Here is a 20,567-nt window from a genome sequence, read left to right as displayed (position 1 = left end):
AACTTCAGAGCACAGTGACGGTAACAGTGCTGCCCGGCTTGGCTTTCTTGCCGGCTCCGGGGTTCTGCGCGGCCACGATGTTCAGGCCGATGTTCAGCGTGGCCTTCTCCACCTTCACCAGGAAGCCGGCCGCGGTGAGGATCTGCTGCGCCTCGGCGAGCGGCTTGCGCTTCACATCCGGCACGTCGCGCAGCGCCGGGCCCTTCGACACCACGAGCTGCACCTTGTCCTTGGCGTACAGCGTCCCGGTCTTCGGCGTCTGGCTGATCACCGTGCCTTCCGGCGCCTTCTCGTCGTACTGCTCGGTGCGGGTGACACCCAGACCCAGCTTGCGCAGACCCTTGTTCGCCTCGCGGTACGTCTTCCCGGTGAAGTCGGGGACGCCGATCGGCCGCTTGCCCTTGCTGATCGCGAGATTGACCGCGGTGTTCGGCGCTACCAGCGCGTCGAAGCGCGGGTAGAACGCGATCACCCGACCGGCCGGCACCGTTTCGCTGTACTGCTCGTTGACCTGTCCCTGGACCAGCTTGATCGCAGCAAGCGCGCGGTTGGCCGCGTCCAGGTCCAGCCCGTTCAGTTGCGGGACGCGATAGCGCTCCGGCCCCTTGGAGACGGTGAGCTGGATCTCACCGTCCTTGCTGATCCGGTCACCGGCTTTGGGGTCACTGGAAATGACCTGACCCTTCGGCACGTCCTCGGAGAAGTCCTGGTTGGCCAGTGTGGTCCGCAGACCGACCTTCTCGGCCTCGACGGCCGCTGAGGCCGCGGTGAGTTTCAGCAGGTCCGGAGTGGTCGTGTAGCGATGGATGCCGTAGTACCAAGCCGAGGTGCCGAGTGCGATCGCCGCAGCGAGGATCAGAGCCAGCGCGATCAGCCCACGCCGGCGCCCGCGCTGCTGCGGCTTGGGCTGCACTCGCGGCGCTCCGGTCGGCCGGCCGTGCTCCACCGGGACGACGATCGTCTCGTGCCGCATCTGCGGAGCCGGCTGCAGCGTCGGGATGTCCCGGGTGTAGCCGTCGTCGTAGTCGCTGTCCTGCCGGATCTGCTGAATCGGGATGGTCAGGTCGCCAGTGAGCTCCGGGTCGTCCGGCAGGCCCTCGTCGAGCGCACTGCGCACTCGCCGTACCTGACGGCTCAGCACGCGCGCATCCGCGGGACGTAGGTCCCGCTCACGGGCGGTCGCGCGCTGGACCAGGGCGTCGACGTACGGCGGGACGGTCGGCTGCTCCAGCGACGGGGCCGGTACGTCGGCGTGGACGTGCGCGTAGGCGACCTGGATCGGGGTGTCACCGCTGTGCGGCTTCTTGCCGGTGAGGAGCTCGTAGAGCAGGATGCCGGTCGAGTACACGTCCGAACGGGCGTCGGCGCTACCGTCGGTGACCAACTCGGGCGCCAGATAGGACACCGTGCCCATCAGCAGGCCCTGTGTCGCAGTGTTACCGGTAGCGCTGACGGCGCGGGCCAGACCGAAGTCAGCGACCTTCACTGCGCCGTTGTCGCTGATCAGCACGTTCTCCGGCTTGATGTCCCGGTGGACGATGCCTGCGTCGTGTGCGGCGGACAGCGCGGACAGAATCGGCGTCAGCAGGTCCAGAGCCCGCGCAGGCGACATCGGCGCGTGCTCACGGACCAGATCGCGCAGTGTGCGGCCCGGGACGTACTCCATCGCCAGGAACAGGGTGCCGTCGTCGTCACCCTGGTCGAAGACCGCGACGACGTTCGGATGCGACAGCTTGGCCGCGGCGCGTGCCTCGGCGACGAACCGGCGGGCGAACTGCGCGTCGTCGCCCAGCCCGTCGTGCATGATCTTGAGCGCGACAGTCCGGTCCAGACGCATGTCGAGCGCCTGGTAGACGGTGGCCATCCCGCCTCTCGCGACGCGCGCGCCCACGCGGTACCGGCCGTCGAGCACACGCCCGACGAGGCGGTCGCCAACCTGCGTGTCCACGTCGTCCGTCACTGGTGGTGAGCCGCCTCTCAAAGCTGTCCTGCTGCAGAGCAGTGTAGATAAGGCTCTACGCCGACAGCGCCAGGCTCACCGCTCAGGGGGTCACTTGAGCGGATCCCAGCCCTTTTCGAACGCCGCCTTCAGCCGCAGCACGTTCTTCACGTAGACCTTGGTGTCGGGGTACATGCCGTTACGCCGGACGCCGCCGAGGCCCTGGTAGTAGCCCGCCACCGCGATGTCCAGCTTCGCGGCGCCGGTCAGCCGGTCCAGCAGGACGACGCCCGCGATGACGTTGTCCTGGGGCTTCAGCAGGTCCAGATCGCGGCCGACGATGCCCGACGAGAACCGGCCGGTCGACGGGATCACCTGCATGGCGCCGATCGCGTTCGCGGGGGAGACCACGCGCTGCTTCCAGCCGGACTCCTGCCAGCTGATGGCCAGCGCCAGCTCCGGGTCGACGCCGTACTTCTTCGCGGTGTTCCGGATCATCGTCCGCATCTGCGCCCGGGTCGGCAGGTTGCGCTTCTTCAGTGTGGCCCGGTTCCGGTCGGCCTGGGCGACGATGTGGTCGGCGTACGTCCGGCCGGCGAAGGTGTTGTTCTTGGTCTTCTTCTTGGCCGGCGGCTTCGCCTTCAGCTTGACCGGCACCTGCAGCGTCTTGCCTGCGAAGATCCGGTCGCTCGCCTTCAGCTTGTTGGCGGCCAGCAGGTTGGCCTGTGAGCACTTGAAGCGTTTGGCGATCTTGGAGATCGTGTCGCCCGGCTTCACGACGTACGTCACCCGGCCGAGCTGCGACCGGCGGGCCGGAGCCTTCGCGGCGCCGGGCTTGGCCGCGGTCTGCGGCTTGGCCTTCGCCTTGGGCGCGCCCGGGAGCTTGAGCACCTCACCGGCGTAGATCGCGTTCCCGTTCCCCGGGAGCTTGTTCAGCGCGACCAGCGTCTTGACGCTCGTCCCGTAGCGGGTGGCGATATGGCTGAGCGTGTCACCGCTCTTGACGGTGTAGGCCCCGAAACCGGGCGAGCCGGCGGTGATCACTCCGGCGGCCAGCACCGGTACGGCGATCCCGGTCAGTACACGTACGACGTTCCGCATGTCCATCTCCCCGTGTCACGTCACTTGACCGTAAGTGCTGGTACGGATGTGACAACAGAGGCGAATGGGGTGATTGTTACGCCTGTAATCCAATGTTTATATTGTTTTGCTCAGAAGTGACCGAAACGGCTCCGAAGGAAAGGTTTGCCGAGATCCGGGAGTGTGCCGGAGCGCACGGTCGCGCTCAGGATCGCCGCCGTGACCGGGGTCAGCAGGACGCCGTTGCGGTAGTGACCGGTTGCCCAGAGCAACCCGTCGAGCCCGGACGGCCCGAGGATCGGGGCATTGTCCGGGGTGGCCGGGCGCAGTCCCGCGATCGCCTCCATCAGTTCGAGTTCGTCGATCACCGGCAGCACGGTCCTTGCGTCGCGCAACAAAGCGAAGACGCCGCCCGCGAGTACGCGAGTGTCGTAGCCGAGCTCGTTGCTGGTGGCACCGACCACCAGCTCGCCGCCGGGCCGCGGCACCAAATAGACCGCGAATCCGCGGGCCGTCGCCCGGACCGTGTGATTGAGCGCCGGCCGATATGCCTCGGGCACCCGCAACCGCAGTACTTCGCCTTTTACCGGGCGCACCGGCGCGCGCAATTCATCGGGCACGCCTTTCAGTTGCGCCGACCACGGGCCGGTCGCGGCTATGACCTGACCGGCGTGCACCGCGGTGCCGTCGTCGAGTTGGACGCCGATCGCCGTCGTACCGGCAGTCAGGACCTGCGCGACGCGTTGGCGGATCAGACTGACGCCGGAGACCTCAACGGCGCGTAGTAGTGCTGTCAGCGCTTGCCGGTTGTCGACCGAGTGGTCGCCTGGCACCCAGACGCCGCCGGAGACGCCGTTCGCCAACAGCGGCTCGCGTTTACGCGACTCGCGACCGGTCAGTACTTCGACCTCCAGGCCGAGCGTCCGTTGGTACTCCGCCAGCCGGCGCAGTGCTGCCGCATCGTCGACGTCGTACGCGACCGAAAGCGTGCCTGTGCGGTGCAAACCAGCCGGTACGCCGGTGGCGTCCTCGAGCCGGGCGGCGAAGTCCGGCCAGGCGTTCACACCGGCCAGATTGAGGGCCAGCAGGTCGTCCTCGCCGTACTCGACCTCGGTGACCGGGGCGAGCATGCCGGCCGCGACGGTAGAGGTCTGCGTGGCTGGAGCTGGGTCGCACAGGGTGACCTGCAGACCGTCGGCAGCCAGCTGCCAGGCGGTCGCCAGACCGATGAGCCCGGCGCCGATCACCACCACATCGGACGTGTGCTCAGGCATGCCGTCAGCCTACGTCCGGCGCGGCATGGCAGGCTGTGCGGTGTGACTGAGTCCACGGACCGCCTGCAGGACGCACACCTGTACCTGTGCACGGATGCGCGTGCCGAACAGGGAGACCTCGAACAATTCCTGGACGCCGCGCTCGCAGGTGGCGTCGACATCGTCCAGCTCCGGCAGAAGGAGATGGAGGCTGCGGACGAGCTTGCGGCGCTGGAGGTGTTCGCAGCGGCCTGCAAGCGGCACGGCAAGCTGCTGGCGGTCAACGATCGCGCTGACATCGCTTTCGCGGCAGGCGCCGACGTACTGCACCTCGGCCAGCGCGACCTGCCGGTGCACGCCGCGCGGGGCATCATCGGGCCGGACGCCGTCGTCGGACGCTCGACGCACACGTTCAGCCAGGTGAATGCCGCAGTGGCTGAGCAGGGCTCGGACTACTTCTGCGTCGGTCCGACCTGGGAGACACCGACCAAGCCCGGTCGGCAGGCCGCTGGGCTGGAGCTGGTGTCGTACGCAGCGAGCCGGCAGCAGGCCAAGCCGTGGTTCGCGATCGGCGGTATCGACCTGGACCGGCTGGACCAGGTGATCGAGGCCGGTGCGACCCGCGTGGTCGTCGTCCGGGCGATCACCGACGCGGATGACCCCGGTGCGGCCGCCACGGAGTTCAGCCGACGGTTGCGGGGTGCCGGGTGATCAACAACCCGAAGATCGCCCGCATCGTCGCCGTCGTGGTGATCGCGATGCTGGTGATCACTCTGGCCGCTTCGCTGTTCGGCTGCGCGGCTGAGAAGCCCGCGAGTACGCCGAGTACCGACCCGGTCAGCGGACTGCGGTACGTCGCCGTAACGGACCTCCCGAAGGAGGCGCGGGACACACTGAAGCTGATCGACCAGGGCGGCCCGTTTCCGTACAGCCGCGACGGAGTGACCTTCGGGAACCGCGAGAAGCTGTTGCCGAAGCAGAACAACGGGTACTACCGCGAGTACACCGTGAAGACACCGGGGGAGCGGGACCGAGGCGCCCGGCGGATCGTCACCGGCAAGTCCGACGAGCGCTACTACACCGAAGACCACTACCAATCGTTCCGCCGGATCCGGGAGACGACGGATGAGTGAGCTGACTGCCCTGTTGACCAAGGGCCTGCGCCCCGGCGTCTACCGCTGGGAGTCTGCCCGGACGCCGGAGGAGGTCCGCGGCGACGTCACCGACGCCGGCTGGGACTTCGTCCTGCTCGACACCACCGACGTCCACGACAAGGCCGGCTTCCTGGACGTCTGCGCGACCGCCTTCGACCTGCCGCGCTGGTTCGGCCGGAACTGGGATGCGCTCGCCGACTCGCTCAGCGACCGGTCGACCGGTGAGCCGGAGATCGTCTACTGGACCGGCCTGCAGCATCTCCTCACTCACGACCACGACACCGTGGACGTCGCGCTGCAGATCCTCACCGAGGACATCACGAACTCCGGTCAGCTCCGGGTGCTCATCCACGAGCAGCCGGGTACTGCGACGCCGGACCTGCTCAGCGCCCTGCCGGCCGTCTAGAGCACTCGCGAGGTCGCAGCGATCGCCAGATCGGTCAACCCCTTACGGGCGGTGTCGTCGGCCAGCGGGGCCGCATGGAGTGCGTCGAGCGCGTCCTCGGTCCGCTCGGTGATGAGGTCCTCGCAAGCCTGGACAGCGCGCGAGTCCTGCAGGATTTCGCGCAGCAGCTGGATCTCGTCGTCCCCGAGGTCCGGGCGGCCGAACAGGCGGTCGAACTCGGTCAGCTGCACCTCTGACATCCGCTCGACCGCGTAGGCGACCAGAACGGTCCGCTTGCCCTCGCGGAGGTCGTCGCCGGCCGGCTTGCCGGTCAGCGCCGGATCGCCGAAGACGCCCAACAGGTCGTCGCGCAGCTGGAAGGCCTCACCGATCGGCTGGCCGTACGCCGACAGCGACTTGACCAGTCGCTGATCGCCACCGGCCAGCGCCGCACCGACATGCAGCGGCCGCTCGACGGTGTAGGTGGCCGCTTTGTAACGCAGCACGCGCAGAGCGAGGTCCATGTCCGACTCGCCACTGGCCTGGGCGACCAGGTCGAGGTACTGCCCGGCGGTCACCTCGACCCGGACTGCGTCGAAGAAACGCGAGGCGCGGGCCAACGCGGCCGCATCGAAGCCAGAGGTGTGCAGCAGCTCGTCCGCCCAGATCAGACACAGATCACCGAGCAGAATCGCCGCACCGATCCCGAAGCTGACCGGATCGCCGCCACGACCAGATGCCTGCGACCGCGCCCGCTGCAGCGCCTCGAATCGGCGATGCGCCGCCGGAGCGCCACGACGTACGTCGGAAGAGTCCATGACGTCGTCGTGCACCAGAGCGCTGACGTGCAGCATCTCCAGGCTGGCAGCCGCGGTCAGGATGGGCTGAGCGGGGTCACCGCCGGCAGCGCGGAAGCCCCAGTAGCAGAAGGCCGGCCGCAGCCGCTTGCCGCCGCTGGTCGCGTCACGCGCCGCCTGTACCTGCTCGGCCAGCTCGGGGCCGATGGCCGCGAGCCGCTGCTCCTGCAGGTCCAGAAAGCCGGTCAGCGCGTTCTGCACCTCGGTGGGGATGTCGACATCGCCATACACGTCTCGGAGCGTAGTCGGTCAGGGGACAGGCGCCGACGGCGCGGGTAGCCTTGGGCGCATGGCGAACGGTCTTCCTTCCACGCTCCCCGGCGGCACACCGACGATCCGTGAGTTGCTGGCGAGTGGAAGCCGCTCGTTCTCCTTCGAGTTCTTCCCGCCGAAGACGCCGGAGGCCGAAGAGGTGCTGTGGCGCTCGCTGCGCGAGATCGAGCAGCTGCGGCCGACGTTCGTCTCGATCACGTACGGCGCCGGCGGCACCACCCGCGACGGCACGATCCGGGTCACCGAGCGGGTCGCCCAGGACACGTCGCTGACGCCCATCGGCCACCTGACCTGCGTGTCGCACTCGCGGGACGAGCTGCGCTCGGTGATCGGGGCGTACGCGGGCTCCGGCGTCCGCAACATGCTGGCCCTGCGCGGCGACCCGCCGGGCGGGCCGAACCAGCCCTGGGTCGCGCATCCGGAGGGCCTGAACCACGCGGTCGAGCTGGTCGAGCTGATCCGTTCGCTCGGCGACTTCTGCGTCGGCGTGGCCGCCTTCCCGGACAAACACCCCGAGGCCCGTTCGCTCGAGGACGACGCCCAGGTGCTGGCCGCCAAGGCGCAGGCCGGCGCCGACTACGCGATCACCCAGATGTTCTTCGGGGCGGACGACTACTTCCGCCTGATCGACCGGGCCGCCGCCCTCGGCTGCGACATCCCGGTGCTGCCCGGCATCATGCCGGTGACCAACATCAAGCAGATCGAACGGATGGCGGAGCTGACCGGCATGGCGCTTCCGGCGGCCGTCACCGATCGCCTGCACGCCGTCGAGGACGACCCGGCCGCAGTCCGCCAGGTGGGTATTGAGATCGCCACCGAGCTGTGCGAGCGCCTGCTCGAAGGCGGCGCGCCGGGTATCCACTTCATCACGCTGAACCGCTCGACAGCCACCCGCCAGGTCTTCCAGAACCTGGGCAGCCACGCCACCGTCTGACTCCGTATCCTGGACCGATGGCTGACCCGTCGGACCTGCTGATCGATCGCACTCTCGTCCTGCTCCGGCACGCGAAAGCGGTGCCGCCGGAGTCGATGCCGGACCTGGAGCGTCCGCTTGCCGAGCGCGGCCGCGCGGACGCCGCCGCGGCCGGCCGGTATCTCGTTGCCCAAGGCATCGAAGCTGACCTGGTCCTGTGCTCGACCTCGAAGCGCACCCGCGAGACCTGGAAGTACGTGGCCGAGGGCGGCGCGACCGCGACCGACGTCTGGTACGACAAGCGGATCTACAACGCCGACACCGTCGAGCTGCTGGACGTGCTTCGCGAGGCCCCCGCCGAAGCGCGGACCGTCGTCATGATCGGCCACGCGCCGGGCATCCCCTGGATGGCCGACGAGCTGGCCCGCGCGAGCACCAGCCCGGAGCGCTTCGAGCTCACCCAGAAGTACCCAACCTCCGGGCTGACCGTCCTGCGCCTGACCACGCAATGGGCGGACGTCGCCGCGGACGACGCCGACCTGGCGTCGTACGTCGTTCCGCGCGGCTGACTACTAGCTGCCGCCGGCCGGGCAGCTGACGTTACCCGTCGGCACCCGGCCGGTGAGCAGGTACTTCTCGGCCGATTGGTCGATACAAGGGTTCTGCTGCTGCAAGTACGACGCGTGGTTGCCGCCGTCCTCCAGGAGCAGCCGGGAGCCGTGCAGCACGGCCTGCATCCGGCGGGCGCCGATCACCGGCGTCGCCGGGTCGCGGCGGCCCTGGATCAGCAGAATCGGCGGCACCTTCGTCGAACCGATCCGGACGCTCGGCTTCGGTGTGACCGGCCAGAACGCGCAGGGCGCGCTGAACCAGGTGTTGGACCACGCGAAATGCGGCGCGCGCCGGTTGGACACACTGGTGTCCCAGTGCCAGGTGCGCCAGTTCCGCGGCCAGCCCGGGTCGATGCAGTTGTAGGCCAGCAGGCCAGGGTCGACCGACTGCAAGGCGAACTGATCAGTGATGGTCAACAGGCCAGACGGGTCGCCCTGGCGGTACTGAACGATCGCATCGGCAAGTGACGACCACAGGTCATCGGTGTACAGACTCGACGCCAGCACATCCTCCAGCTCGGCCGCACCGGCCCGCCCACCCGCAGGCTTCTTCGCCAGGTCGCGGTGCAACTTGTCCCACAGAGCCTCGACGGCCGTCGCTGTCTTGCCCAGGTGGTACTCCTTGTCCCGGGCCGCGATCCACTGGAACAGGTCATCCGCCCGGGCCTCGAAGGCCGGGTTCTGCTCGAAGCCGGTGCGATACGTCGACACCAACGGGTCGACGACGCTGTTCAGGACCATCCGCCCGGTGTGCTGCGGGAACAGCGTCGCGTACGTCGCACCGAGCTTGGTGCCGTACGAGTAGCCCAGATAGTCGAGTTTGTCGCGGCCGAGCGCGATGCGGATCCGGTCCAGATCCCGGGCGGCGTTCTCGGTGGTGATGTACGGCAGCAGATCCTTGCCGTACTTACCGCACTGGGCAGCGATCCGTTGCGCCAACTGGACGCGCTGCGCCTCCTGCTGGGCGTTCGCCGGCGTGCAGGGGAGCGCGGGGTGCTTGACCAGTTTGCTCGTGTCGCCACAGGACACCGGCGTACTGGCGCCGACTCCGCGCGGATCGAAGCTGAAAACGGCGTACTGGTCGTAGAGCTCTTGGGACAGACCGACCCGGACCATCTGCTCGGTGCCGATCCCCGGCGCGCCCGGGCCGCCCGGGTTGACCATCAGCGCGTGTTTGGCGGCCAGACTGCCGACACCGGAGATGGTCAGCGTGATCTGCCGGCCATTCGGTTTGCTGTAGTCCAGCGGGACCTTGAGCGTCGCGCACCCGACCTGCGGGAGTGCAGCGGACTCCGGCGGGCATGCACCCCATTTGAGCTTGGACGGCGCCGCAGCAGCAGGGACAGTGAGCTGCGCGGCCAGCGATGCGACGAGGACGCCGATCGTGGCCGCGCGCAGAACCTTCTTGGGCAATACGCCGCTTCTTCCTGAATCAGGAGGCGCGGGCGGGCAGCCAGTTGGTTGTGCTGTTCACTGTAATCATCCGCTGGGTCGCCCGGGTCAGGACGACGTAGAGGGCGCGGACGCCGCCGAGGGTGTCGCTGACGATCCGGTCCGGCTCGACGACCACGACGGCGTCGTACTCGAGACCCTTGGACTCCAGCGGGCTGAGGGCCGCGATCCGCGGGTTGCCGATCTCGGCGAGCACCGGGTCGACGATCGGCCGCAGCTTCGGCGGCACGATCACACCGACCGTACCCTCGACCAGGCCGAGCAGCTCGGCCGCTGCGTCACCGGCGGCCTCGGCGACCTTGTTGGCGTCGAAGACCCGGTGCTCCGGCTCCACACCGGTCTGCCGGACGGCGTTCGGCAGGTCGGCGTCCGGCAGGGTCTGCCGGATCACCTCACCGGCGAACGCGTAGATCTCGGCCGAGTTCCGGTAGTTGGTCGACAGCCGGAACGAGTGCCGCTGCAGGTGCGACAACATCGAGTCCATCGCGGCGCGGGCCTCATCCGGGTCCGGCCAGGAGCTCTGCGCCGGGTCGCCGACGATCGTCCAGCTGGCCTGGGGGCCGCGCCGGGTCACCATTCGCCACTGCATGGGGGACAGGTCCTGCGCCTCGTCCACCAGGACGTGGGCGTAGTCCTCCGGCTCTTCGGCCTCTCTGGCGGCCACTGCGCGCGCACGACGCTCCGAGGTGGTCAGCACCTCGTTGACGCCGTCGCTGAGCCCCTCCAGCCAGTCGAACTCCTCGTCCCGGGTCTCCGGGATCGGGGCCCGGCCGAGCGACGTACCGAGCTCGTCCAGCAGGGCGACGTCCGCGATGGTGAACTCGTCGGTGCCGCGGATGCCGGCCGCGAGTGTCTCGATCTCGACCGGGGTCAGCTCGTTCCGCGCCCAGCGCTGCAGACGACGCGGGTCACCGAGCCAGCGCAGCACGGCTTCTGGGGTCAGAACGGGCCACCACTGGCTGAAGAACGTCCGAAACGCCGGAGTGTCGGTGACGCGGTCGCCGAACGCCTCCCGGTCGCCGTGCACGCCCGTCCGCAGGTCTTCGGGGAAGCGACTCCACAGCGCGGCCACCAGACCCTTACGAGCCTCACCGGCCGCGCGGTTCCGCGGGGTGCGCCGCAGCGCGTTCCGGCGGACGTTGTCGAGCTGGTTCGCGTCCAGCTCGACATTCGTGCCGCCGATAAAGATGCGGAGCGTGGTCGGCGCGTTCGGCACCCTGTCCCGCGCGGCGCGCGACAGAACGCCGCGCATCCGCAGCGAGCCCTTGATGGCGGCAACTGCGGCCTCGTCGACCGCAGTGGCCTTGACGCCGTCCACCAGCTCACCGACGGCCCGCAGCGCGACAGTGTTCTCGCCGAGGCTCGGCAGGACGCGCTCGATGTAGGCCATGAACGCAGCCGACGGCCCGACCACCAGAACACCGCCACGCTCGAAACGGCGCCGGTCGCTGTACAGCAGGTATGCCGCGCGGTGCAGCGCGACCACCGTCTTACCGGTCCCGGGCCCACCGCCGATCACGGTGACGCCGCGGGCAGGAGCCCGGATCGCCTTGTCCTGCTCGGCCTGGATGGTGGCGACGATGTCGCGCATCGTGTGGCCGCGGGCGCGGGACAGCGACGCCATCAGCGCGCCCTCGCCCATCACCGGCAGGTCCTCGGGGGCGCGCTCCGGGCCGAGCAGGTCGTCCTCGATGCCGACGATCCGCGGGCCCTTGTTGCGCAGGACGCGGCGCCGGACGACCTTCTGCCGGTCCGTCGCGGTGGCGCGGTAGAACGGCTCGGCGGCCGGGGCGCGCCAGTCGATCACCAGCGGCTCGTACTCCGCGTCGCGGACGCCGATCCGGCCGATGTAGAGCTTCTCCAGCTCAGCGGCGCTCGCAGCGAGCGGCTGGTCGTCGCCGCGGTCGGAGTCGAGCCGGCCGAAGACCAGGCCCTCGTGCTCGGCGTCCAGCTCGGCGATCCGGCGGGCCGCGGCGAACACCAGCACGTCGCGCTCGTACAGGCCGGTCTGCTCCTCCTCGCGGACCCGGCCGACGTTCTGCGCCTGGGCCCGCTGATGGCCGTCCACCGCGATCTGCGATGCCGATCGCGTCGCCACGTCGACCCGGTCGTACACCAGGTCCACGTGTTGTTGCTCAGCCGCCAGCTCAGCCCGCTCGACGTTCTCGTCATCGGCCGGCAGGGGGGTTTGATCCACCGAGGTCCTCTCTACTGCACACGAACCATCAATCTTAATGCGCCTCGGTAACCAACCGCAGACTGCCCTCAGGCCTTCCCGATCGCGTCCGCGACGATCGCCGCGCCCAGCGTCGTCGCCGGGACGCCGGAGCCCGGGTGCGCACCCGCGCCGACGCAGTACAGGCCTTTGACCGGGGACACGTTCGCCGCCCGGCGACGGGCCGTCCGGTAGCCCTCCCAGGCCACTCCGGCCCACCACGACGGCGATGCCTGCCGGGAGACGACCTTGTCCCGGATGGGCAGACCGCGAGCGACCAGCAGGTCCAGCACGTCGTCGGTCGGGTAGCCATGCACCAAGACGGTCCACGCCTGGTGCCCGGCCGGCGCTCGACCACCAGTACGGACGACGACGGTCGGCGTCCCATGCAGGACTGTCTCGAAGGGGAGCGTCGGCACTGGCTCCCGCAGCCCCAGGTGGACGACGTACGCCGCCTGGGCCTGATGCGTGGCCAGCACGCGTTTGCGCACCTTCTTGGCCGCAGGGTCGTCGACCAGCTGCCCATAGAGGTCACGAGGGTCGATGTCGCTGACGACGACGTCCGCGGTCAGCTCTGTACCGTCGGCGAGCCGGACGCCGGTGACCGTGCCGGCCTTGGTGGTGACAGCGGTGACATCTGCGCCGGTGCGAACGGTGATCTTGCGTTCGCTGGCTCGCTGCGCCAGGGCGTCGGCAAGTGCGCCGAAACCACCGTCCGCCGTCCATCTGCCGAAGGTGCGCTCCAGGTAAGACCAGACACCGACGTAGCCGGGGGTGAGTTTGGCATCCGAACCGCCTTGGGCGGCGAAGTGTCGCAGCACCGCACGCGCGCGTTCGTCGGACAGGTGGCGCTGGGCGACCTTCTCAAGGGACTGCCAGGGCTTCAGTGCCCGTACTGCGCTGAGCGGCAGCTTGTGCTCGAGCGGCGGCTCCAGCGAGGTCTTGCGGAGGATCTGCCAGGTGTCGCCGTAGCTGTCGACCAGATCGGTCCACTGCTGGGCCACCTGGGCGCCGGCCAGGTCGGTCCAAGCATCTGCTTGATCGCCGCGGTCGCTGACCGGCAGATCGAGTACTGAGCCGTCGGAGAACATGTGGCGCCGCGGCTCGGTCACTGGCTCCAACTGGAGCAGGCTGTCGATCGGGCGACCGCTCTTCCGGAAGAGGTCCCGCAGCGCGGCGGGGAGCGTCGTACTGGCAGCTCCGGCGTCCCACTGGAAGCCGTCGGCTTCGATGCGGCCGAGAACGCCGCCGAGCCGCTCATCCCGCTCGCAGATCGTGACCTGGTGGCCCAGCTTGGCCAACCGAACAGCACTGGCGAGACCGGCCAGACCGGCCCCGACGACAATCACCTCGGACATCAGACCGCACTGCTCCCCGTTGCTGGATTACCGCGATTCTCCCGCCAGGCCTTGAACCGCTGCCAGCCACGCCGGATGAAGCGGAAGGCGACGTACACACCGATCAGTCCGAGCAGCAGCAGCACCCCGGCGATGACGAGCGCGACCTCCGGGTGGAATGCGGCCAGCGAGATCACACCGGCGACGGCAACGTCCTCGCCGGAGGATGCGGCGATGTTGGTGACCGGCTCAGGGGAGGTGTTGATGGCCAGCCGCAGACTCGATTTCACTGCATGCGACAGCAGGGCGACCAGACCGCCCGTGGTCGCGATGACGGCCTGCTCCAGCGTGCCGGCCTGACCGGACATCAGCGCGGCGATGATTGCGCCGACGGTCGGGCGGATGACGGTCGAGATCGCGTCCCACGCCGAGTCGACGTACGGGATCTTGTCGGCGACGAACTCGAAGGCGAACAGCACGCCTGCCGCGATCAGGACGCCGTTGCTCGTCAGCGCCGCCGGCACCTCCTCGGCGCCGGCGAACCGGCCGAGCAGACCGAGGATCAGCACGCAGGCGTAGGCGTTGATACCGCTCGCCCAGCCCGAGGTCACCGCCAGCGGCAACACTTCCATGGCACTACCTTTTCGTCAGAATCGAACCTTCAAGGGGGAGATTTGGTTAACCGTTGACAGCCCGGGTCGCCTCGACTAACAGTGATCGCACTGCCAGTCTGTCTGACCGGCAGACCCCGCCCTCGGGTTCCCCAGGAGATCGAACATGCTGCGTCGAACGAAGATTCTCGCCGCACTCGCGGCAGTAGCGTTGCCCATCACCGTGACCGGCGTGTCTTCGGGTGGGCCGCCTGCGGTCGCCGCGCCACCCGAGACCGGCGCTTATGCGGCCGCTTTCGGCGCCGCTGCGGCGAAGTACGGCGTACCGGAGTCGGTGCTGCTGGCCGTGTCGTACGCGGAGAGCCGGTGGGACGACCATCAGGGCGCTTCGAGTACGTCCGGTGGGTACGGGCCGATGCACCTGACTGCTGTCGACCCGAGCACGGTTCTCGACCTGTCCGGTAAGCAGCGGACGTTCAAGACGCAGTCGCTGCTGACGCTGTACCGGGCGGCCAAGCTGACCGGTCTGGACCCGGTGGCCCTGCGCAGCGACCCGGCGTCCAACATCGCCGGTGGTGCTGCGTTGCTGGCGGCGTACCAGAAGGAGCTGGGTCTGCCTGTCGGCGCTGAGACCTCACCGGCGCAGTGGTACGGCGCTGTGGCGTCGTACGGCGAGACGGCGGACCGGACTGCCGCTGCGGGGTTTGCTGACGACGTCTACGCGATCTTGGCGCGTGGTGCGACTCGTACGACGAACACCGGGCAGCACGTCGCGATGCAGCCGCTGGCTGTGACGCCGGACAAGAGCCAGGTCGAGAAGCTGGACCTGCCGGCCGGTGCGAAGCGCACGAACGCCGACGTCGAGTGCCCGGCCACTGTCGCTTGTGAGTGGCTGCCGGCGCCGTACCAGAAGCTGGGGCCGGCGCCGACCAGCTACGGCAACCACGACAAGGGCAACCGGCCGAAGACCGGCAAGATCGACTACATCGTCATCCACGACGCCGAGGGCTACTGGCAGGGCACGCTGAACCTGGCGCAGGACCCGACCTGGACGAGCTGGCACTACACGATGCGGGCGTCCGACGGGTACATCTGGCAGCACGTGAAGACGAAGGACGTGCCCTGGCAGGCCGGCAACTGGTACGTGAACATGCACAGTGTCGGTATCGAGCACGAGGGCTTCGCGAAGACGGGCGCCGCCTGGTACAGCGAGACCATGTACCGCAACTCGGCCAAGCTGGTGCGGTACCTGGCGAAGAAGAACGACATCCCGCTGGACCGCGCGCACATCATCGGCCACGACCAGGTGCCCGGTCTGCTGCCGCCCAGGGTGAAGGAGATGCACTGGGATCCGGGCCCCTTCTGGGACTGGGAGCACTACATGGACCTGCTGGGCGCGCCGATCTACGGGCACTCGATCTTCCCGGTGAAGGTCGGCTCGATCGTCACCATCAAGCCGGGGTTCGCGGGTAACCACCAGGTCATGTACGGCTGCGCCGGCGCCGGCGTCCCCTGTGCCGAGCAGGGCTCGAACTTCATCTACCTGCGCCAGGCGCCGGACGACAACGCGCCGCTGGTTAAGGACATCGGTCTGCGGCCGAACGGCGCGGACAGCACGACGGAGGTGTCCGACATCGGCGCCCGGGCCGCTGCGGGCGGGGAGTACGTCGTCGCCCAGCGGCAGGGTGACTGGGTCGGAGTCTGGTACCTGGGTGCGATCGGGTGGTTCAAGAGCCCGAAGTCCGCGCCGGATGCCTTTGCCAAGCCGGGCGCGGTGGTGACGCCGAAGAAGGGCAAGACGTCGGTTCCGGTGTACGGGCGGGCGTATCCGGAGGAGTCGGCGTACCCGGCCGGCATTCCGTACCAGGAGATCACTCCGATGCAGTACTCGATCGGAGCCGGGCAGGCCTACTCACTGGGAGATGCGTCGATCCAGACCGACTACTACCGGGCTGTGACGTTCGACGTGACGGATCCGAACGACCACGTCCAGGTCATCGGCAAGGACCGGTACTACCAGATCTGGTTCGGGCACCGGATGTACTACGTCCGCGCCGCCGACGTGGACATCAGGCCCGCGTTCTGATCAGTTGACGGTGATCTGGGTGGCCTTCGTCAGGCCCAGCAGCTCGGTGTAGCTCGTCGGGAACACCGAGTGCGGGATGCCGGCGGCCGCCCAGATCACGTCGTACTGCTGGAGCGCGGCGTCGACGTACGTCGGGACCGGCGCGGGATGGCCGACGGGCGCGACGCCGCCGATCGGCTGACCGGTGTGCTCCTTGACGAACTCCGGCGTCGCACGGCGGAGTTTGCCGACGCCGATGGCGGCCGCGACCTTCTGCGTGTCGACGCGGTGCGCGCCCGAGGTCAGGATCAGCACGGGTGCGCCGTCGCCGTCGAAGATCAGGCTGTTCGCGATCGCGCCGACCTCGCAGCCGAGCTGCTCCGCCGCGGCGGCCGCGGTCGGGGCCGCCTCGGCCAGGATCACGATCTCTGCGGTGGCGCCGCCCGCCTGCAGCGCGTCGGCCACCAGTTGCACGTTGGGATGGTTGCTCACGGCTCGCAAGCCTATGCGAGCGTGGCCGCCCCGAAGGACACGTTGAACCGGTCGCACCAGATCGCCACGCTGCGGAAGTCCTCCAGCCGCACGCTCTCCGGGATCACGTAGTTCTGGTTGCCCCGGTTGCCCTTCAGCTTGCCCAGCGACTTGTACCGCCCGTCGTCGAACACGTGCCACCCCTTGCGCCCCTCCAGCACCCGCGCGTCACTCAGCCAGACCCGCAGATCCGGCCCGTCCGACGTCGCCAGCCCCTCGAACCGCAACACCCGCCTCCCGTCCGCCAGCCGCAACACCGCCACCCGCCCCGAAGTCTCGTGCTCATGCGAGATCAGCTCGCCCCGCAACAACACCCCAGCCCCACCCTTCTCCTTCTGCACCGGAGTCTGAACCGGAGCCGAAGGTTTGGGAGCAGCGCTCTTCGGTGCTTCCTTCTCTTCACCTTCGAAAACTGTCGGTGGCGGCTTGGAGGATGTGGTTGTGGAAATCGGAAGCGCCTCGTCGACCGTTCGATCGGTGACGAGCCGCCACGGCTGGAAGAGCGGTAGTCCTACCGCCGCGACCACGACGGCCACCGCCGCCGTGGTGACCAGTGCTGCCCGTTTCCGCATCGCCCGTCCTTCCGCTGCCGGATCTGTGCTCCCAGTCTCCCGGCCCGGGAGCCCGCTGTCCGCCACGCCGGGATTACCGGCCGTTGACGATTCCGCCCGGGCGGCGATACTCTTCCAGTGTTCGAACAGATGTTCGATTACCTTCGGTCCGGTGTCGTCGGGACACCGGCCGCGGGTGACCCGGGCAGCTGGACGGCCCCGGTGCGGAGTTGCGGCCGCATCGGGTTCCGGTGGTCCCGGTGGGCCGGGCGCCGTGGCGGACCTCGACCCCCGCCACGCGCCCGCCCGCCGGGCCTCGGCCCCGGCCGTCGATCAGGAACACCGGTTCGTACCCAGGAGGCGATGGAACATGTGGGAGTTCGACGAGGCCGTCGAGGTGCGCTCGGATGTCGAAGGCGGCGTCGAGACCCCGACGCAGTTCCTCTGGCGCGGCCGGCTGTGGCGCGTCTGCTCCGTCCGCGCGCACTGGACCGAGACCGCCGCCTGGTGGGAGCGCGGCGTGATCGGCACCGGCGGCGCGTCCTACGACGACCGTCTGGCCCACTGGTCGCAGTCCTTCCCCAGCCGCGCGGCGGCGTCGGTGCATCCCCGTTCCCGCGCCGATCGCACCGCCGCGCACTCTCCCGGCGGGGGCGCCGCCACCTACGCCCCCGCCGGGATCCTCGACTCCGATCCCCTCGAGCCCGCCGCGGGAATGGCCGGCGGCCCCGCCGCGGTTGGAATTCTCGACGCCGAGTGGGGTCCGCGGCGCGCGGTGTACCGGGTGGAGGCCGGCTGCGGCCGGCACGGCCGCCGTGAGCTGTTCGATCTCGCCCACGACCCCGACTCAGGTCGCTGGCAACTGGAAAGGGTGACCGACCGATGACTGTTTCACCGGTGTCCCCGGTGGCCGCGGGTGCGGCCAGCCGGGAGCTGTCCCGGGCCCGGGCCGCGCTGGCCGAGGCGATCGACACGAGCGACCACCTGATCCGCTACTCGAGTGCCCATATCGCCGCGCTCCGGGTCGCGGCCGCGGTCCTCGCCGTCCGCGCCCGCCCGGTCCGGTCCGGCTCCCGCCGGCGCGTCCAGCGCAACGCCTGGGTCCTGCTGGCCGAGGTCGCCCCCGAGTTCGGCGAGTGGGCCACCTTCTTCGCCGCCGGCGCCGCCCAGCGCGCCGCCGCCGAAGCCGGCCTCGAACGCTCCGTCACCACCCGCGAGGCCGACGACCTGATCCGCGCCGTAGAAACCTTCTACACCCAGGTCGAATCCAGCCTCCGCCTCTCCACCACCCCCACCTTCACCGCCACCACCGACCCAGCCTCCGTCCTCTCCCAACCCTGGATGCAAGCCAGCTGACCCACCCGCCCGAAGCCCCCGGGCGGCCGGGTCGTCCCCTGTCGGGCCCCCTCCGCCGACCCCACCCGGTCACCGGCGCCGCCCCTCGTCCCACCGCCCAGCTGACCACTCCGGCTCACCGCCACCCCCGACCCACCCACCCGAAGGCGCCGGGCGGGTGGGTCGGCTCTTTCCATGGGCGGCTGCCGGCGTGCGTTGAAGGCCGCAGCGGGAGAAACCCTTCGGCGATGAGCGTTTGCGCGAGCCGGCGCGCTTTCCTTGGACAGCGCGAGGGTGGGCGCCAGTTGCGGCGGTGGGTGGCGGGCGGCGGTGGGTGGGCTCTCCGCGGGGGATGGTGCGAGGTGCGGGGTGTGGTCAGGTGTGTTTTGCGGGTTGGGGTGAGGCGGGAAGTAGGGTGTGGCGGGTTGGGGGTTTGGTGGCGTAGGAGGGTTGGCGATGGTGGATCGGCGGCGGCGGGCCGTGCGTACGGCGTTGGTCGGCGAGGCGTTGCGGGTGGCGCTGGCGGCGCGGGGGCGGGTCGATCCGGGGGCGGGGCTGGATATCGTCGATCTGGGTGGTGGGACTGGCGGGTTCGCGGTTCCGCTGGCGGTCGAGGGGCACCGGGTGACGGTGGTGGATCCGAGTCCGGATGCGCTGGCTTCGCTGGAGCGGCGTGCTCGGGACGAGGGGGTGAGTGAGCTCGTCCGGGGTGTGCAGGGTGATGCGGCCGAGTTGCCTGGGCTTGCGGGGGAGTCAAGTGCGGATGCCGTGTTGTGTCACGGTGTGCTCGAGGTCGTCGACGACCCGGTGCAGGCTTTGCAGGCAATGGCCTCGGTGCTGCGTGAGGGCGGGGTGTTGAGCCTGCTGGTTGCCCAGCGCAACGCGGTGGTGCTCGCGCGGGCGCTGGCCGGTCATCTGGCCGAAGCGCGGGTCGCCCTGCAGGATCCGGATGGTCGCTGGGGTGCGAACGACCCGATGCCGCGGCGGTTCGACGAGGCCGGTATCAGCGCGCAGCTGGCGGACACCGGTTTCATGGTGCACGCCGTGCATGGCGTCCGGACGTTCGCCGATCTGGTCCCGTCCGCGTTCGTGGACTCCGAGGCCGGCGCGGCCGAGTCGCTCGCCGAGCTCGAGCGGACGGCGAGTCAGCACCCGGCGTTCCGGGCGCTGGCCACGCAGTTGCACATCCTCGCCACTCGCTGAGCGGTCAGCTTCGGTCGTCGTCGCGGAGTGTGGTTGATCACGTGCGGCTGGTTCCGGGAGCGGTTCCGGGACGAACTGCGCGTGATCGGGGGCTCTCCGCGCGCTCGACACGCCGTGGAGTGGCGGCTTCGCATCGGGTGTGATGAGCGGAGTTGCGGGACCGTGACGCGCGGGACAGGCGGTCAGGGTTTCGTGTGACGCTGGCGCGGCCTAGACTGGAGGCGGCCTATCGAGATCGCGCTCATCATGGAGGGATCGACGGTGCCCCTCTCGGAAGAAGAGCAGCGCCAGTTCGAGCAGCTCGAACGCGCCCTTGCTGCGGAAGACCCGAAGTTCGTCTCCGCCATGCGAGGCACAAACGTGCGCTTGTACTACAAGCGCCGGGCAGTCCTTGCCGGCGTCGGATTCGTACTCGGCATCGTGGTGCTGATGACCGGTGCAATCCTCCCGAACACCATCATCGGAGTCATCGGCTTCGTGATGATGGTCGCCTGTCTGTACATCGCCGCGCTCAGTATGAAGCGGATCAGCAACGCGGGGGACTCCGACGACATCCCGCCGCCTCCGCCGTCATCGAAGCGGCACCGGACCAAACACGACTCGTCCGGCAGCTTCATGGAGCGGATGGAGGACCGCTGGCGCCGCCGGCGCGACGAGGACCTCTGACCGCGAGCCGAGCTCGCCGCAGCACATAGCCGAAGAACACGACGAAGGGTGGGTGCCTGGGCGCCCGCCCTTTCTGTCTGTGGCGCCCGGTTCAGCTGGAGGCGCCTCTGACCGCGAGCTGAGCTCGCCGGAGTAG

Annotated in this window: 20 protein-coding genes; 10 read left to right on the top strand and 10 right to left on the bottom strand. The window is 69.3% G+C overall.

The features are described from left to right. Positions 1–4 precede the first annotated feature (4 nt). The 3 genes from pknB to thiO form a co-directional block, all read right to left on the bottom strand. A complete protein-coding gene (gene pknB / locus HPO96_RS01295; RefSeq protein WP_171670274.1) occupies positions 5–1,960 on the bottom strand; it encodes a Stk1 family PASTA domain-containing Ser/Thr kinase in 1,956 nt (651 codons plus the stop codon). 90 nt (positions 1,961–2,050) lie between these two features. After that, entirely contained in the window at positions 2,051–3,040 is a 990-nt protein-coding gene (locus tag HPO96_RS01290) for a LysM peptidoglycan-binding domain-containing protein (protein WP_238354666.1), read from the bottom strand. 110 nt (positions 3,041–3,150) lie between these two features. Next, complete coding sequence (gene thiO, locus HPO96_RS01285) at positions 3,151–4,293, bottom strand: glycine oxidase ThiO (protein ID WP_171670270.1); 1,143 nt, start codon at positions 4,291–4,293, stop codon at positions 3,151–3,153. Between the two features lie 42 nt (positions 4,294–4,335). Between thiO and thiE the strand changes: the two genes are divergently transcribed. The 3 genes from thiE to HPO96_RS01270 are packed head-to-tail and all read left to right on the top strand — an operon-like array spanning position 4,336 to position 5,832. Then, positions 4,336–4,983, top strand: coding sequence for a thiamine phosphate synthase (thiE, locus tag HPO96_RS01280; protein ID WP_171670269.1), 648 nt, complete (start codon positions 4,336–4,338; stop codon positions 4,981–4,983). Beyond that, entirely contained in the window at positions 4,980–5,405 is a 426-nt protein-coding gene (locus HPO96_RS01275; RefSeq protein ID WP_337796459.1) for a guanyl-specific ribonuclease, read from the top strand. Before thiE ends, HPO96_RS01275 begins: the two co-directional genes overlap by 4 nt. Further along, on the top strand, positions 5,398–5,832 hold the full coding sequence (locus HPO96_RS01270) for a barstar family protein (protein ID WP_171670268.1): 435 nt from the start codon (positions 5,398–5,400) through the stop codon (positions 5,830–5,832). Before HPO96_RS01275 ends, HPO96_RS01270 begins: the two co-directional genes overlap by 8 nt. Here the strand turns inward: HPO96_RS01270 and HPO96_RS01265 are convergent. Then, the gene (locus HPO96_RS01265) at positions 5,829–6,899 is read right to left on the bottom strand and encodes a polyprenyl synthetase family protein (protein ID WP_171670266.1); all 1,071 of its coding nucleotides are present in this window, start codon (positions 6,897–6,899) and stop codon (positions 5,829–5,831) included. The genes HPO96_RS01270 and HPO96_RS01265 overlap by 4 nt on opposite strands. A gap of 58 nt (positions 6,900–6,957) precedes the next feature. On the opposite strand from HPO96_RS01265, the gene metF reads away from it, so the two are divergent. Together metF and HPO96_RS01255 are read left to right on the top strand one after the other, a co-directional pair. Continuing rightward, the gene (gene metF, locus HPO96_RS01260; RefSeq protein WP_171670264.1) at positions 6,958–7,875 is read left to right on the top strand and encodes a methylenetetrahydrofolate reductase [NAD(P)H]; all 918 of its coding nucleotides are present in this window, start codon (positions 6,958–6,960) and stop codon (positions 7,873–7,875) included. A gap of 17 nt (positions 7,876–7,892) precedes the next feature. Beyond that, entirely contained in the window at positions 7,893–8,423 is a 531-nt protein-coding gene (locus HPO96_RS01255) for a SixA phosphatase family protein (RefSeq protein ID WP_171670263.1), read from the top strand. A 3-nt stretch (positions 8,424–8,426) separates the two neighbouring features. Here the strand turns inward: HPO96_RS01255 and HPO96_RS01250 are convergent, their stop codons facing one another. The 4 genes from HPO96_RS01250 to HPO96_RS01235 form a co-directional block, all read right to left on the bottom strand. Further along, a complete protein-coding gene (locus HPO96_RS01250) occupies positions 8,427–9,878 on the bottom strand; it encodes an alpha/beta hydrolase (RefSeq protein WP_171670261.1) in 1,452 nt (483 codons plus the stop codon). 19 nt (positions 9,879–9,897) lie between these two features. Continuing rightward, the gene (locus tag HPO96_RS01245; protein WP_171670259.1) at positions 9,898–12,114 is read right to left on the bottom strand and encodes a UvrD-helicase domain-containing protein; all 2,217 of its coding nucleotides are present in this window, start codon (positions 12,112–12,114) and stop codon (positions 9,898–9,900) included. 68 nt (positions 12,115–12,182) lie between these two features. Next, entirely contained in the window at positions 12,183–13,490 is a 1,308-nt protein-coding gene (locus tag HPO96_RS01240; protein ID WP_171670258.1) for a phytoene desaturase family protein, read from the bottom strand. Then, on the bottom strand, positions 13,490–14,101 hold the full coding sequence (locus HPO96_RS01235; protein WP_171670256.1) for a DUF4126 domain-containing protein: 612 nt from the start codon (positions 14,099–14,101) through the stop codon (positions 13,490–13,492). Before HPO96_RS01235 ends, HPO96_RS01240 begins: the two co-directional genes overlap by 1 nt. A gap of 145 nt (positions 14,102–14,246) precedes the next feature. On the opposite strand from HPO96_RS01235, the gene HPO96_RS01230 reads away from it, so the two are divergent. Continuing rightward, positions 14,247–16,166 carry an N-acetylmuramoyl-L-alanine amidase gene (locus HPO96_RS01230; RefSeq protein ID WP_171670254.1) on the top strand — a complete coding sequence of 640 codons (1,920 nt, stop codon included), beginning with the start codon at positions 14,247–14,249 and terminating at the stop codon, positions 16,164–16,166. Here the strand turns inward: HPO96_RS01230 and HPO96_RS01225 are convergent, their stop codons facing one another. Continuing rightward, on the bottom strand, positions 16,167–16,637 hold the full coding sequence (locus tag HPO96_RS01225) for a YbaK/EbsC family protein (protein WP_171670252.1): 471 nt from the start codon (positions 16,635–16,637) through the stop codon (positions 16,167–16,169). An 11-nt stretch (positions 16,638–16,648) separates the two neighbouring features. After that, positions 16,649–17,248, bottom strand: a complete 600-nt coding sequence (locus tag HPO96_RS01220; RefSeq protein ID WP_171670251.1) for a DM13 domain-containing protein — start codon at positions 17,246–17,248, stop codon at positions 16,649–16,651. 349 nt (positions 17,249–17,597) lie between these two features. Between HPO96_RS01220 and HPO96_RS01215 the strand changes: the two genes are divergently transcribed. From HPO96_RS01215 to HPO96_RS01200, 4 genes are all read left to right on the top strand, one after another. Beyond that, positions 17,598–18,113, top strand: coding sequence for a DUF6504 family protein (locus HPO96_RS01215; RefSeq protein WP_171669877.1), 516 nt, complete (start codon positions 17,598–17,600; stop codon positions 18,111–18,113). Next, entirely contained in the window at positions 18,110–18,583 is a 474-nt protein-coding gene (locus HPO96_RS01210) for an SAV_6107 family HEPN domain-containing protein (protein WP_171670249.1), read from the top strand. Before HPO96_RS01215 ends, HPO96_RS01210 begins: the two co-directional genes overlap by 4 nt. Positions 18,584–19,018: 435 nt before the next feature. Next, positions 19,019–19,765, top strand: a complete 747-nt coding sequence (locus HPO96_RS01205) for a methyltransferase domain-containing protein (protein WP_171670247.1) — start codon at positions 19,019–19,021, stop codon at positions 19,763–19,765. 261 nt (positions 19,766–20,026) lie between these two features. Next, positions 20,027–20,431 carry a DUF3040 domain-containing protein gene (locus HPO96_RS01200; RefSeq protein ID WP_337796458.1) on the top strand — a complete coding sequence of 135 codons (405 nt, stop codon included), beginning with the start codon at positions 20,027–20,029 and terminating at the stop codon, positions 20,429–20,431. Positions 20,432–20,567 lie beyond the last annotated feature (136 nt).

This window comes from Kribbella sandramycini, assembly GCF_013131805.1.
GTDB lineage: Bacteria > Actinomycetota > Actinomycetes > Propionibacteriales > Kribbellaceae > Kribbella > Kribbella sandramycini.
This window is presented reverse-complemented; position numbering and strand designations above follow the sequence as displayed.

Excerpts from the sequence above, each read along its gene's own strand:
- HPO96_RS01290 (WP_238354666.1), bottom strand. The coding sequence starts at position 3,040 with ATGCGGAACGTCGTACGTGTACTGACCGGGATCGCCGTACCGGTGCTG.
- thiO (WP_171670270.1), bottom strand. The coding sequence starts at position 4,293 with ATGCCTGAGCACACGTCCGATGTGGTGGTGATCGGCGCCGGGCTCATC.
- HPO96_RS01270 (WP_171670268.1), top strand. The coding sequence starts at position 5,398 with ATGAGTGAGCTGACTGCCCTGTTGACCAAGGGCCTGCGCCCCGGCGTC.
- metF (WP_171670264.1), top strand. The coding sequence starts at position 6,958 with ATGGCGAACGGTCTTCCTTCCACGCTCCCCGGCGGCACACCGACGATC.
- HPO96_RS01255 (WP_171670263.1), top strand. The coding sequence starts at position 7,893 with ATGGCTGACCCGTCGGACCTGCTGATCGATCGCACTCTCGTCCTGCTC.
- HPO96_RS01240 (WP_171670258.1), bottom strand. The coding sequence starts at position 13,490 with ATGTCCGAGGTGATTGTCGTCGGGGCCGGTCTGGCCGGTCTCGCCAGT.
- HPO96_RS01235 (WP_171670256.1), bottom strand. The coding sequence starts at position 14,101 with ATGGAAGTGTTGCCGCTGGCGGTGACCTCGGGCTGGGCGAGCGGTATC.
- HPO96_RS01230 (WP_171670254.1), top strand. The coding sequence starts at position 14,247 with ATGCTGCGTCGAACGAAGATTCTCGCCGCACTCGCGGCAGTAGCGTTG.
- HPO96_RS01220 (WP_171670251.1), bottom strand. The coding sequence starts at position 17,248 with ATGCGGAAACGGGCAGCACTGGTCACCACGGCGGCGGTGGCCGTCGTG.
- HPO96_RS01215 (WP_171669877.1), top strand. The coding sequence starts at position 17,598 with ATGTGGGAGTTCGACGAGGCCGTCGAGGTGCGCTCGGATGTCGAAGGC.
- HPO96_RS01210 (WP_171670249.1), top strand. The coding sequence starts at position 18,110 with ATGACTGTTTCACCGGTGTCCCCGGTGGCCGCGGGTGCGGCCAGCCGG.
- HPO96_RS01205 (WP_171670247.1), top strand. The coding sequence starts at position 19,019 with ATGGTGGATCGGCGGCGGCGGGCCGTGCGTACGGCGTTGGTCGGCGAG.